The following is a 12,388-nucleotide window of genomic DNA, read 5'->3' on the forward strand; positions in this document are numbered from 1 at the left end:
GAGGGGAAGGGACCGGCAAGTGCCGGCCCCTTCCCGTCGTTCTCAGCTGTAGAGGGCGGGCTTGGAGTTCAGCTTCACGGCGACCTTTTCGCCGTTCTTCTGCGCCTCAACACCGGCTTCGCAGCACGCGGCGGTGGCGTAGCCGTCCCAGGCGGTGGGGCCGCCGATCTCGCCGCGAAGGGCGGCGTCCACCCAGGCCTGGATTTCGACGTCGTACGCGGCGCCGAAGCGCTCTTCGAAGCCGGGGGTGACGTTGCCGCCCCAGCGGCCGGCGCTGCGGGTGTACGGACCCGTGTCGCCGCCGATGCTCACGATGCCGTCTTCGAAGGAGGCCTGCGTGGCCACTTCGTAGCCGAACTTGGCGTTGACGTAAATTTCGACGTCGGCCAGGACGCCGGACTCGGTCTCGATCAGGACGTGCTGGGGATCGTGCTGGCCGGCCGGGGCGTTCTTCGTGGCCTTGCCCAGCCGGACCTGGACGCTGGTGATTTCCTCGCCGGTGAAGAAGCGGATGGCGTCGAACTCGTGCACCACCGAGTCGTTGATCAGCATCTCGTTGGTGAAGCCCGCGGGGGTGGTCGGGTTGCGGTGCTGGTGGTGGAGCATCAGCAGTTCGCCGAGCTCGCCGCTGCGGATCATGGAGCCGAGGGCCGCGTATTCGGCGTCGAAGCGGCGCATGAAGCCCACCTGGATGCGCTTGCGGCCCAGTTTTTCCTCGGCCTGGACGATCTTCCAGGACGACGCGGCGTCCGGGGTGAGCGGCTTCTCGCACAGGATGGGGATGTCCTTGGCAATTGCCTTGAGCAGGATGTCCTCGTGCAGGAAACCGGGCGTGGCGATCAGGACGGCGTTGACGTCGCCGTTGTTGAGGGCTTCCTCGGCGTCGGCCAGGGCCACCGCGCCCGGAATGCCCTCGACGGCGGCCTGCGCACGGGCGAGGTCGACATCGACGACGGCGGCGACTTCAGCGCCGTGGATGCGCTTGCTGAGGCGCTGGATGTGGTCCGCGCCCATGCGGCCGGCGCCGATAACGGCGACGCGAAGGGTTTCAGTCATTGTCATTTCCTTACGTTTCGGGTGCCAGGCGGCGGTTAGTTGACGGCCGTGCGGGAGCCGCAGGAGAGCAGGTAGTTGCGCGTGCGCTTGGCGATCGGCATGGGGACGTCGAAGGCCACCGGGTACATGTCCTGCTCCACGATGCCGAAGATGGGGCGGTTCAGTGCCTCCACCGCTTCAATGACGGCGCGGAGGTCAGGCAGCCCGTTCGGCGGCTCGGTCATGACGCCGGCGAGGTTGGCTGCGGCCCAGGTCATGTTTTCCTCGTTGACCTTCTTGAGGATGTCCGGGTTGATCTGCTTCAGGTGCAGGTAGCCGATGCGGTCCGGGTAGTTCTTGATCAGCTCGAGGCTGGAGGCCCCGCAGTATTCGGCGTGGCCTGTGTCCAGGCACAGGTTCAGGTATTTCGAATCCGTGGCGGCCAGCAGGGTTTCGATGTCTTCCTGGGCCCCGACGTGGGAATCGGCGTGGGAATGGAACTGCTGCTTCAGGCCGAAGTCGTCCAGCAGGGTCTTGCCCAGGCGGTTGTGGCCGGCGAACAGGTCGCTCCAGGCCTTCTCCGTCAGCTGGCCGCTTTCCACCGCCTCGCCGGTGACGTCATCGCGCCACATGGCCGGGATGACCACGATGTGCTCGCCGCCCATGGCTGCCGTGAGTTCGGCAACCTTGCGGGCCGGCTCCCAGGCGGTTTCCCACTGGTCCAGTCCGCGGTGGAACGCGGTGAACACGGTTCCTGCGGTGACCTTAAGGTCGCGGGCCTTGAGCTCCTCGGCCAGCCGGCTGGGATCGTTCGGCAGGTAGCCGTAGGGGCCGAGTTCGATCCACTTGTAGCCGGATTCGGCCACTTCGTCGAGGAACCGCTCCCACGGTGTCTGCTTGGGGTCGTCCGCGAACCAGACGCCCCAGGAGTCCGGTGCCGTGCCGATGATCAGCTTGTTTTCAGTCATGACAGCGTTGTCTTTCTTCTTGGGCCCGGACTCAGTTGGACGGGAAGTTGTACGAGGCGCCGGAGGCGTGGGTGGGCTCGGGCCAGCGCGACGTCACTACTTTGCCGCGGGTGTAGAAGGAGACGCCCTCGGGGCCGTAGATGTGCTTGTCCCCGAACAGCGAGGCCTTCCAGCCGCCGAAGGAGTGGTAGGCCACCGGGACGGGCAGCGGCACGTTGATGCCGATCATGCCGACTTGCACGGAGCGCTGGAACTTGCGGGCGTTCGCGCCGGAGGAGGTGAAGATGGCGGTGCCGTTGCCGTAGGGGTTGGCGTTGATGAGCTTGATGCCGGCGTCGAGGTCGTCGACGCGGACGACTACGAGGACCGGGCCGAAGATTTCCTCGGTGTAGGCGGTCATTTCGGTTTTGACGTGGTCCAGGACGGTGGGGCCGACCCAGAAGCCTTCTTCGTGGCCGGGAACCACGAGGTCGCGGCCGTCCACCACCATGGCGGCGCCCGCGGCTTCGGCCTCGGTGACGATCTTGACGATGCGTTCCTTGGACGCCGGCGTGATGACCGGGCCCATTTCGGCGTCGGGCGCGGTGCCGTTGTTGACCTTGACGGCCAGGGCGCGCTCTTCGACCTTCTTGACCAGCAGTTCGGCGGCATCGCCGACGGCGACGGCGACGGAGATGGCCATGCAGCGTTCACCGGCGGAACCGAAGGCGGCGGCGGCCAGGTGGTCGGCGGCGTTGTCGAGGTCGGCGTCGGGCATCACGATGGCGTGGTTCTTCGCACCGCCCAGGGCCTGGACCCGCTTGCCGTGCTTGGTGGCCGTCTCGTGCACGTACTGGGCGATCGGGGTGGAGCCGACGAACGAGATGCCGTCCACGTCCGGGTGGGTCAGGAGTCCCTCAACGGTCTCCTTGTCACCGTGCAGGACCTGGAAGACGCCGTCGGGCAGGCCGGCCTGCTTCCACAGCCTGGCCAGCAGCATCGAGGCGGAGGGGTCGCGCTCGGAGGGCTTGAGGATGAAGGCGTTGCCGGTGGCGATGGCCATGGGCGCCATCCACAGCGGCACCATCACGGGGAAGTTGAACGGCGTGATGCCGGCCACGACGCCGAGCGGTTCGCGGAAGGAGAAGACGTCGATGCCGGTGGAGACCTGGTCCGAGTAGTCGCCCTTGAGCAGGGTCGGGATGCCGCAGGCGAACTCGATGACCTCCAGGCCGCGGCCGATTTCGCCCTTGGCGTCGGAGAGGACCTTGCCGTGCTCGGCGGTGATCAGCTCGGCCAGTTCATCAACGTGGGCGGCGACGAGTTCGCGGAACTTGAACAGCACCGTGGTGCGCTTGGCCAGGGAGATGTCGCCCCAGCTGTCAGCGGCGGCGCGGGCCGCGGCAACGGTGGTGTCCAGGTCGGCCCGGTTCGCCAGCCGCAGTTTGCCACTGACCGCGCCCGTGGCGGGGTTGTAGACGGGCTGGGTGCGGCTGCCTTCGCCGGCGGTCTCGGCGCCGTTGATGAAGTGGTGGATCGTGGTGGTGCTCTGGTCAGTTATGGCAGTCATGGGACTCTTCCTTGAGTGGTCGAAGGGTGCTGTTGTTCGCGGAGGGGATCAGCCCAGCAGCTTGCGCTGGCGGCTCTTGTGGTCGGTGTAGGCCTTGAAGGCCTGCTGCGTGGAGTCGAGGTCGGAAACCTGGGAGACGGGCACGTCCCACCATGATTCGGAGCTCGGGGCGTCCAGCAGCGGGTCGGATTCGACGTGGATCAGGATGGGGCCGCCGCGTTCCGGTGCGGCCTTGGCGTCGCGGATGGCCTGCTCGAGTTCGGCAATGACCTTCTCCCCCGGTTCGATCCGGATCACCTTCACGCCGAGGCTTTCGGCGTTCAGGGCCAGGTCCACCGGGAGGGTCTCGCCTTCGTCGAAGCTGTGCTGCTCCTCGTTCAGGGCACGGTACTGGGTGCCGAAACGCTGGGAGCCAAGGGACTCGGAGAGGGATCCGATGGAAGCGTAGCCGTGGTTCTGGATCAGGACCACGATCAGCTTGATGCGCTCGGCGACGGCGGTGACCAGTTCGGTGTGCATCATCAGGTAGGAGCCGTCCCCCACCATCACGACGACGTCGCGCTGGGCGCCGCCCGCTGCCGCCTCTGTCTCTTATACACATCTAGATGCGCGCTTGACGACACATCTAGATGTGTATAAGAGACAGATGCAGGAGTAGGCGTACTCGACGTGGTAGCCGAACGGGTCACGCACGCGCCACATCTTGTGCAGGTCGCCCGGGAGCGAGCCGGCAGCACAGATGACGACGTCCTGGGCGTCCATGGCCCGGCTCGTGGCGCCGATGATTTCGTTCTGCGCCGGCAGGGGCGTGAACCGCGTGCCAAACGCTTCGTCCACGGTGGCGTCCCAGCGCTTCTTCTGCGCGGCGACCTGCTGTTCCAGGTCGGCGCCCACACGGTAGCCGCCCAGGGCCTGGTTCAGCTTGATGAGGGCCTTCCGGGCGTCGGCCACGATGGGCAGCGTGGTGCCGTGCTTGTAGGCGTCGATGGCGGCGACGTTGATGTTGACGAACTTTACGTCCGGGTTCTGGAACGCGGTCCGCGAGGCGGTGGTGAAGTCCTCGTAGCGGGTGCCGATCCCGATGATGAGGTCCGCCTCGGCAGCGATGGCGTTGGCCGCCGTCGTGCCCGTGGAGCCGATGGCTCCGAGCGAGAGCTTGTGGTCCCAGGGCAGGACGCCGACGCCGGCCTGGGTGTTGCCCACGGGAATGCCGGTGAGTTCCACGAACCTGCCCAGTTCGTCGTTGGCGTAGGCGTACAGGACGCCGCCGCCGGCGATGATGAGGGGGCGCTTTGCCGCCCGGATGGCTTCGGCGGCACGGCGGATGTCGTCGTCGTCCGCGTCGGGCCGGCGGATGCGCCACTCGCGTTCGGCCAAGAACTCCTCGGGCACGTCGAAGGCCTCGGCCTGGACGTCCTGCGGCAGCGAGATGGTCACCGCGCCGGTCTCGGCCGGATCCGTCAGGACCCGCAGCCCGTGGTGGAATGCGGAGAACAGCTGCTCCGGGCGGGAGACCCGGTCGAAGAACTTGGACAGCGGACGGAAGGCGTCATTGACCGTGATGTCGTAGGCATAGGGCTGCTCGAGCTGCTGCAGGACCGGGTCCGCAGCGCGCGTGGCAAAGGTGTCGCTGGGCAGCAGCAGCACGGGCAGGCGGTTGGTGGTGGCCAGTGCCGCGCCGGTGAGCAGGTTGGAGGATCCGGGCCCGATCGAGGTGCTGATGGCGAACGTCTGGCGGCGACGGGTGTGGCGGGCGTAGCCCACTGCCTGGTGCGCCTGCGCCTGCTCGTTGCGGCCCTGGTAGTAGGGCATGATCGTCGGGTCGGCGGCCTGGTACTGCTTCAGCGCCTGCCCGACGCCGGCCACGTTGCCGTGGCCGAAGATCCCGAACGTGCCCGGAATCAGGCGTTCCCGGTAGTCCTCGCTGCCGATGCGGTCAACGGTGTACTGCTTGGAGAGGTACTCCACCACGGCCTGGGCCACGGTCATTCGGCGGGTTCCTGTTCCCATCGTTTACTCCGATACTTCTGTGGTGTGCGTGAGGAGGGAGGCGGCCGCGGCGACGGCGCCGGCAACGTCGCCGTCCTGCGGATACAAGAGGGTCCGTCCGACGGTGAGTCCCTGCACGCCGGGAAGGGCCAGGGCGGCTTCCCAGGTGGCAAAGACTTCGTCCTGGGTGCCCTCGGGGTCCCCGCCCAGCAGCACGGTGGGCATGGTGGTGGCGGCCATGACGCGTTCCATGTTGGCCACGACGGGCAGCTTCATCCAGGTGTAGGCGCTGGTGGATCCCAGGCCTTCGGCGATGGCCACGGACTTGATCACGGCGTCGGTGGAGAGGTCGTTACGGACCCTGCCGTTCTCGCGGACCGAGAGGAACGGCTCCACCATGGCGATCAGCCTGCGCTCGGCGAGCGAATCGATGGCCTTGGCCGTTGCCTCCAGCATGGACACGGTGTCCGGGTCCCCGAGGCAGATGCGGGTGAGCATCTTGCCGCCGTCGGCTCCGAGCGCCTCGAGGGCCGCGGCCGTGTGGCCGGTGAACCGGTCATCGAATTCGTTGACCAGTCCGGTGAGCCCGCCGCGGTTCATCGAACCGAACAGCAGCTTGCCGTCCAGCGCTCCGAGCAGCAGCAGGTCATCCATGATGTCCGGTGAGGCAAGCACGCCGTCCACGTCCGGGTTGGCCAGGGCAATCCGCAGCCGGTCCAGGAGCTGGCGGCGGTCCGCCATGGCCACCGGATCGCTGCCCACCGCCAGGGCGCCGCGTGCCGGGTGGTCGGCGGCAACAATGAAGTTCTGCTTGCCGGATCTGGGGCCGGGGTGGCGGCGCCGGGCCTTGGCGGCGCGGGCAACGGCGTCCGGATCTTCCAGGCGGATGGCGCTGAGGTGCGCGTAGCGGCGGGGGTCGTCATCCACCGAGAGGGTGGCGGTACCGGGATTGAGGCTCACAGGGCCGCTCCTTCGGGGGCGAGTTGGCTGGCATTCTTGCCGGGGACCAGGCGTCCGCGTTCGGCCAGCAGCGAGGTGACCTCGGCCGGCGTCGGCATGGCATCGGCGCAGGACAGCCGGGAGGCGACGAGCGCGCCCGCGGCGTTGGCGTAGTCGAGCACCTGGGCCAGCGGCCAGCCGGACAGCAGTCCGTGGCAGAAGGCGCCGCCGAAGGAGTCTCCTGCACCGAGGCCGTTGACGGTTTCCACCGGCACGGGGGCGGAGACCACGCGCTCGGTGCGGGTCTTGGCCATGACGCCTTCGGGCCCGAGTTTGACGACGGCGATTTCCACGCCGGCGGCGAGCAGCCGGTCCGCCTGCTCGTCGGGGGTTCCCTCACCGACGGCGACGGCGCACTCCTGGTCGTTGCCGATGGCCACGGTGACGTGCGGCAGGACCTTGGCAACCTCGGCGCGGGCTTCCTCCTCGGAGGCCCAGAACATGGGGCGGTAGTCCAGGTCCAGGATGGTGTACTGGCCTTCGCGCAGCTCGGTGCGGGGCCGTGCCTCATGGGCTTTGATGTGCGCCTCGCGGCTGGGTTCCTGGCACAGGCCGGTCACGGTGGACCAGAAGATCCCGGCACCCTTGATGGCCTCGAGATCCAGCTCGTCGGCCTTGATCTGCAGGTCCGGCGCCGTGGGGAAGCGGCCGTAGAAATACAGCGGAAAATCGTGGGGCGGCTTGACCGCACAAAAGGTTACGGCCGTGGGGTATTCCTTCACCGGCGTGACGAACGAGTCGTCCACGTTGAACTTGCGCAGTTCGCGGTGCAGGTAGTTCCCGAAGGCGTCATCTCCTGTCCGGGTGATGACGGCCGCGCGGCGGCCGTGGCGGGCAGCGGCCACGGCAACATTGGACGGGGAGCCACCGAGGTACTTGCCGAAGGACGTCACGTCCTCCAGGTCCACCCCAATGTCGTTCGGGTAGATATCAACGCTGATGCGCCCGATCGTGAGCAGTTCGTGGGTCACGGTGATCGTGGACCTTTCTGTTTGAACTCTGTACCTCTAAGCAGCCGAACGGCCAGGGCTACGGTGCCTCGCGGCCCCCGTGAGCGGGACCACATCCACTACTTTGCCCTAGAATTCATGTCCTGTCAAAGGTTTGTACTGACATATTTACAACTTGCATCCGCGCGGTTGGAACGCAATTAGACCGCTCTAACGGCCAAGGCCGCCAGACCTGGGCCGGGCCTGCCTCTTGGCTACTTCTTGGGTACCGCAAGCTCGCCCGTGACGTACTGCGCGCGGCCGAACCCGAACGACCAGTCGCCGGCGGTGTTTTCCACATAGCCGATGAAGACGTTCTCACCGGCAACGCCGAGTTGTCCGAGCCGGTCCGCCACGGCGGCGAAGAGTGACTGCTTGGCCTCCTGGCTGCGGCCACCCTGCGTGAAGATCTGGATCATGACCACGTCCGCCGTGCGGTCGAAGCCCAGGCCCGCGTCCTGCGCGACGATCTGCCCGGCCGGGTGCTCGGTCAGGATGTGGAAGTAGTCTCGCTCGGGGATGCCGTATTCGGCCAGAATGGCATCGTGGATGCCCCGGCTTAGACTAGCCAGCTCTTCCGGACTGCGGCCTGCATTGACGTCGATTCGAACCAGTGGCATGTTCCGCTCCCTTGCTAGTTTGTCCTGACATACTATCAAACTCACGGGACCGGCGTACAGGCGCGGGCCGGCCGCATTTGGAGCGCTTCTTAAAGACGTACGACGGCGGCGGTCACCTTCGCGCAGAAGGTGACCGCCCGCCGTCGTACTTCTGGAATTATCGGCTTCGGAGTTCTCGCCGGTGCGCCGAAATCACTTGGCGAGCAGCTCGTCCAGGCGCTCGTAGCCCTCGGTCATGCCGCCTTCCATGCCGGACTGGGCCATGCCGTCGCGGGCTTCCATGCTGGGGTAGACGGAATGCCCCCTGATCTTGGAACGGCCGCCGCCCAGGTCCTCGAAGTTCATGAATTCGATGCTGACAATGTCCGGGTAGCCGCTGAACTCGAAGGTCTGGATGGCGAAGTCGTTCTCGCGGACGGTGTGGAAGATGCCGCTGAATGCGTAGGTCACACCGTCCGGACCGGTGTGGTTGTAGAGGTAGGTGCCGCCGGAGCGGAAATCATAGTGGTCGATGTCGATGTTCGTGTTCCGCGGGCCCAGCCACTGGCTGATCAGCCCGGGCTCCTTGTGGGCGCGGAAAACGTCGGCAACCGGGAAATCGAATTCCCGCTCGAAGTCGATGAACGGGACGCCGTCGGGGACGGTGAGTTTAAGTGGGTTGCTCATTGTCGGTCCTTTTCACTGCCGCCGCCGGGGCGGCATTGGAGCGGAGTACGGCATCGAGGCTGCGGAACTGCGCCTCGCGGACCAGCCGGTACTGGTCGATCCACGCGGTGAGCGCTTCGAGCCGTGCGGGATTCAGGTGGACGGGCCGGCGCTGGGCATCGCGGCTGCGCGTGACCAGCTGTGCCTGCTCGAGGACCTGGATGTGCTTCGAGACCGCCTGCTTGGTGATCGCGAAGGGTTCGGCCAGTTCATTGACGGTGGCTGGCCCCCGGCTGAGCCGGGAGATGAGACGGCGCCGGACGGGATCGGAGAGCGCCAGGAAGGCCGCATTCAGAAGGTCGTCGTCGTTCCCGGTATCCACTGTCATTGCCCCGGATTCGTTCTCGTGTATCAGTGCGCTGCTGTAATCAATTAAGTTGTTGATCAACCAATTGGTTGTTAACAACATTAGGCCCGTGCCGGATTCCGCGCAAGGGTCAAAACAAACAACGCGGGGTCACTTTTCGCCGAATCCACCGGGTGGAAATGCGAAAAGTGACCCCGCGTTGCTTTGGGGAGAGCTTAGAGGGTTGCGTAGACCTCGCGCAGCAGCTTGGCGGTCTCGGACGGCGTCTTGCCGACCTTCACGCCTGCGGCCTCGAGGGCCTCCTTCTTAGCCTGTGCGGTACCGGCGGAACCGGAGACGATGGCGCCGGCGTGGCCCATGGTCTTGCCTTCCGGAGCGGTGAAGCCTGCCACGTAGCCGACGACCGGCTTGGTGACGTTGGCCTTGATGAAGTCGGCCGCACGCTCTTCGGCGTCGCCGCCGATTTCGCCGATCATCACGATCGCCTTGGTTTCCGGGTCAGCCTCGAACGCGGCCAGGGCGTCGATGTGGGTGGTGCCGATGACGGGGTCGCCGCCGATGCCGATGGCGGTGGAGAAGCCCAGGTCGCGCAGTTCGTACATCATCTGGTAGGTCAGGGTGCCGGACTTGGAGACCAGTCCGATGGGGCCCTTGCCCGTGATGTTGTTCGGCGTAATGCCGACGAGTGCCTCGCCGGGGGTGATGATGCCGGGGCAGTTCGGTCCGATGATGCGGGTGACCTGGTTGCCGTCAGCGTCCACCGTGGACTGGGCCAGTGCCCAGAACTCGGCGGAATCCTGGACCGGCACGCCTTCAGTGATGACAACGACCAGGCCGATGCCGGCCTCGATGGCTTCAACAACAGCGTTCTTGGTGAATGCCGGCGGCACGAAGACGATGGAGACGTCGGCGCCGGTTTCAGCCATGGCTTCCTTGACGGTGCCGAAGACGTTGATTTCAGTGTCGCCGTGCAGGACGGTGGTGCCGGCCTTGCGGGCGTTGACGCCGCCCACGATGTTGGTGCCGGCCTTGAGCATGAGGGCGGTGTGCTTGGTGCCTTCGCCGCCCGTGATGCCCTGGACGATGACCTTGGAGTCCTTGTTCAGATAGATAGACATGGTGCGTCCCTTTACTTAGCTGCGTTGGCGAGCTCGGCGGCCTTGTCGGCGCCCTCGTCCATGGTGGCGGCCAGGGTAACCAGCGGGTGGTTGGCCTCGGCCAGGATGCGGCGGCCTTCCTCAACGTTGTTGCCGTCGAGGCGGACTACCAGCGGCTTGTTCGCGTTGTGGCCCAGCTCGGCCAGCGCACCGACGATGCCCTTGGCGACGGCGTCACAGGCGGTGATGCCGCCGAAGACGTTCACGAACACGGACTTGACCTGCGCGTCGCCGAGGATGACGTCGAGGCCTGCAGCCATGACCTCAGCGGAAGCTCCGCCGCCGATGTCCAGGAAGTTGGCGGGCTTGACGTTGCCGTGGTTTTCACCGGCGTAGGCAACAACGTCCAGGGTGGACATGACCAGGCCGGCACCGTTGCCGATGATGCCCACTTCGCCGTCGAGCTTGACGTAGTTCAGGTCCTGCGCCTTGGCCTTGGCCTCGAGCGGATCTGCAGCGTCCTTGTCTTCGAGGAGGGCGTGCTTGGCGTGGCGGAACTCGGCGTTCTCGTCCAGGGTCACCTTGCCGTCGAGGGCAACGATGTCGCCCGCGCCGGTCTTCACCAGCGGGTTGACCTCCACAAGGGTGGCGTCTTCCTTCTTGAAGACGTCCCAGAGCTTGAGGATGACGGCGGCGACTTTGCCGCGCAGTTCCTCGGGGAAGCCGGCTTCGGCGACGATTTCGTCGGCCTTGGCCTGGTCGATGCCCACGGCGGGATCGATGGCAACCTTCGCGAGCGCCTCGGGGCGTTCGACGGCGAGCTGCTCGATTTCCATGCCGCCCTCAACCGAGCACATGGCCAGGTAGTTGCGGTTGGCCCGGTCCAGCAGGACGGAGAAGTAGTATTCCTCGGCAATATCCGCACCCTGGGCAATCATCACCTTGTTAACGGTGTGGCCCTTGATGTCCATGCCCAGGATGTTGGTGGAGTGCTCAAGCGCCTCATCGGCGGACTTGGCCACCTTGACGCCGCCGGCCTTACCGCGGCCACCGACCTTAACCTGCGCCTTGACGACAGTTACGCCGCCGATCTTCTCGGCAGCTGCCTTTGCTTCTTCAGGGGTATGCGCCACGATGCCAGCAAGCACGGGTACACCGTGCGCCTCGAACATATCGCGCGCCTGATATTCAAACAGGTCCACGGTTTAGTGTCCTTCTACGTCGAAGTAGTTTCTGTACAGCCGGACCCCACGTTCTCGCGGTTACCGGGCTGCGGAATAAACGCGCCCTGCGGCAGGTCAGGAAACGAGCCGCGCGGCGCAATGCTCCTCTCGGAACTCTAGTCCTTTATGGGGACATGCCCGTTCCAGACTACCTGTTATGTGAGCAAGGACACTATTCTATGGAGCGTAGAAAAACCGCATGATTACGGGGTTTTTGAGGCCTTGGAGGGCGCCGTGGAGGCCTTTTTGCCGCCGCCCGAGATGAGTTCGTAATGATCGCGGCTGACGAAGAAACCGGTGCCTCCGGAGAGGTTCCCGCAGGCCACCCCGGCGTCGTATGCGGAGCACCTCAGGCCGTTGCGTTCCAGGTTTCCGCCCTCGGGAAGAACCGGCAGCTGCGAGATCGGGCCGGTGCGCGACCCCTGGGGCCCGTACTCGGACTCCATCTGGGTGACTCCGGACCGGCACTCGCCGTATCCGGCCCGGTCAGGCGTGAGCACGGCCGTTCCGCCCAGATAGCCCAGGCCGGTCCCCGAGCAGTCGTCCTTGATATCCGCGGCCTGGGGCGCCGGGTAGACCGCGAGCTCGCAGTGCGCTGCCGGAACCGTGGCCAGTTTCCGGTTGGCGGGGTCGTTGAAGTTGTTTTGTTCGTAGGGCAGATTGACGTGCGGACCGTGCGCCGAGGTCAGCGAGCAGACCACGTTCCGGTCCGCGGTGACGAAGGCCAGGACGTCCTCCCCCGCGGAAAATGTCCGGGCATCGGACAACGGCGCCTGCCTCAGCTGCTCAAGGGCGGGCAGCGGCGGGGGCGGCGTGTACCCGGGGTCCCGCACCGTGACGGAACAGCCCGTGACCACGGCAAGCAGGCCGGCGGCCGCCGCCGCGGCAGCCCAGCGAACCGCCATGG

Annotated in this window: 11 protein-coding genes and 1 pseudogene; all 12 read right to left on the bottom strand. The window is 66.0% G+C overall.

The window, feature by feature from the left end:
* Positions 1-42: 42 nt before the first annotated feature.
* The 12 genes and pseudogenes from B1A87_RS14185 to B1A87_RS14240 all read right to left on the bottom strand — a co-directional run bounded on the left by B1A87_RS14185 (position 43) and on the right by B1A87_RS14240 (position 12,386).
* Positions 43-1,056, bottom strand: coding sequence for a Gfo/Idh/MocA family protein (locus tag B1A87_RS14185; protein WP_078028549.1), 1,014 nt, complete (start codon positions 1,054-1,056; stop codon positions 43-45).
* 35 nt (positions 1,057-1,091) lie between these two features.
* Positions 1,092-2,003 (bottom strand): sugar phosphate isomerase/epimerase, encoded by a 912-nt coding sequence (locus B1A87_RS14190; RefSeq protein ID WP_078028548.1) that lies wholly within the window; start codon positions 2,001-2,003, stop codon positions 1,092-1,094.
* A 31-nt stretch (positions 2,004-2,034) separates the two neighbouring features.
* A complete protein-coding gene (locus B1A87_RS14195; RefSeq protein WP_144275821.1) occupies positions 2,035-3,552 on the bottom strand; it encodes a CoA-acylating methylmalonate-semialdehyde dehydrogenase in 1,518 nt (505 codons plus the stop codon).
* Positions 3,553-3,600: 48 nt separating this feature from the next.
* Positions 3,601-5,562: pseudogene (gene iolD / locus B1A87_RS14200) on the bottom strand (3D-(3,5/4)-trihydroxycyclohexane-1,2-dione acylhydrolase (decyclizing)).
* Positions 5,563-5,565: 3 nt separating this feature from the next.
* The gene (locus B1A87_RS14205) at positions 5,566-6,501 is read right to left on the bottom strand and encodes a deoxyribose-phosphate aldolase (protein WP_078028546.1); all 936 of its coding nucleotides are present in this window, start codon (positions 6,499-6,501) and stop codon (positions 5,566-5,568) included.
* The gene (gene iolC / locus B1A87_RS14210; RefSeq protein WP_078028545.1) at positions 6,498-7,511 is read right to left on the bottom strand and encodes a 5-dehydro-2-deoxygluconokinase; all 1,014 of its coding nucleotides are present in this window, start codon (positions 7,509-7,511) and stop codon (positions 6,498-6,500) included. The genes B1A87_RS14205 and iolC overlap by 4 nt, the downstream gene beginning before the upstream one ends.
* A 233-nt stretch (positions 7,512-7,744) precedes the next feature.
* Positions 7,745-8,149: a tautomerase family protein gene (locus B1A87_RS14215; protein ID WP_078028544.1), complete on the bottom strand. Its 405-nt coding sequence runs from the start codon at positions 8,147-8,149 to the stop codon at positions 7,745-7,747.
* A 192-nt stretch (positions 8,150-8,341) separates the two neighbouring features.
* Complete coding sequence (locus B1A87_RS14220) at positions 8,342-8,815, bottom strand: SRPBCC family protein (protein WP_078028543.1); 474 nt, start codon at positions 8,813-8,815, stop codon at positions 8,342-8,344.
* Complete coding sequence (locus tag B1A87_RS14225) at positions 8,799-9,182, bottom strand: helix-turn-helix transcriptional regulator (RefSeq protein ID WP_078028542.1); 384 nt, start codon at positions 9,180-9,182, stop codon at positions 8,799-8,801. The genes B1A87_RS14220 and B1A87_RS14225 overlap by 17 nt, the downstream gene beginning before the upstream one ends.
* Before the next feature lie 194 nt (positions 9,183-9,376).
* Positions 9,377-10,279, bottom strand: coding sequence for a succinate--CoA ligase subunit alpha (gene sucD, locus B1A87_RS14230; RefSeq protein ID WP_078028541.1), 903 nt, complete (start codon positions 10,277-10,279; stop codon positions 9,377-9,379).
* Positions 10,280-10,290: 11 nt separating this feature from the next.
* Positions 10,291-11,460, bottom strand: coding sequence for an ADP-forming succinate--CoA ligase subunit beta (sucC, locus tag B1A87_RS14235; RefSeq protein ID WP_078028540.1), 1,170 nt, complete (start codon positions 11,458-11,460; stop codon positions 10,291-10,293).
* Between the two features lie 224 nt (positions 11,461-11,684).
* On the bottom strand, positions 11,685-12,386 hold the full coding sequence (locus tag B1A87_RS14240; RefSeq protein ID WP_078028539.1) for a hypothetical protein: 702 nt from the start codon (positions 12,384-12,386) through the stop codon (positions 11,685-11,687).
* Positions 12,387-12,388: the final 2 nt, after the last annotated feature.

The sequence above is a fragment of the Arthrobacter sp. KBS0703 genome (genome assembly GCF_002008315.2).
Lineage (GTDB): Bacteria > Actinomycetota > Actinomycetes > Actinomycetales > Micrococcaceae > Arthrobacter.

What these genes read in the sequence shown, in the direction of transcription:
- B1A87_RS14185 (WP_078028549.1), bottom strand. Translation starts at nt 1,056, where the DNA reads ATGACTGAAACCCTTCGCGTCGCCGTTATCGGCGCCGGCCGCATGGGC.
- B1A87_RS14190 (WP_078028548.1), bottom strand. Translation starts at nt 2,003, where the DNA reads ATGACTGAAAACAAGCTGATCATCGGCACGGCACCGGACTCCTGGGGC.
- B1A87_RS14195 (WP_144275821.1), bottom strand. Translation starts at nt 3,552, where the DNA reads ATGACTGCCATAACTGACCAGAGCACCACCACGATCCACCACTTCATC.
- B1A87_RS14215 (WP_078028544.1), bottom strand. Translation starts at nt 8,149, where the DNA reads ATGCCACTGGTTCGAATCGACGTCAATGCAGGCCGCAGTCCGGAAGAG.
- B1A87_RS14220 (WP_078028543.1), bottom strand. Translation starts at nt 8,815, where the DNA reads ATGAGCAACCCACTTAAACTCACCGTCCCCGACGGCGTCCCGTTCATC.
- B1A87_RS14225 (WP_078028542.1), bottom strand. Translation starts at nt 9,182, where the DNA reads ATGACAGTGGATACCGGGAACGACGACGACCTTCTGAATGCGGCCTTC.
- sucD (WP_078028541.1), bottom strand. Translation starts at nt 10,279, where the DNA reads ATGTCTATCTATCTGAACAAGGACTCCAAGGTCATCGTCCAGGGCATC.
- B1A87_RS14240 (WP_078028539.1), bottom strand. Translation starts at nt 12,386, where the DNA reads ATGGCGGTTCGCTGGGCTGCCGCGGCGGCGGCCGCCGGCCTGCTTGCC.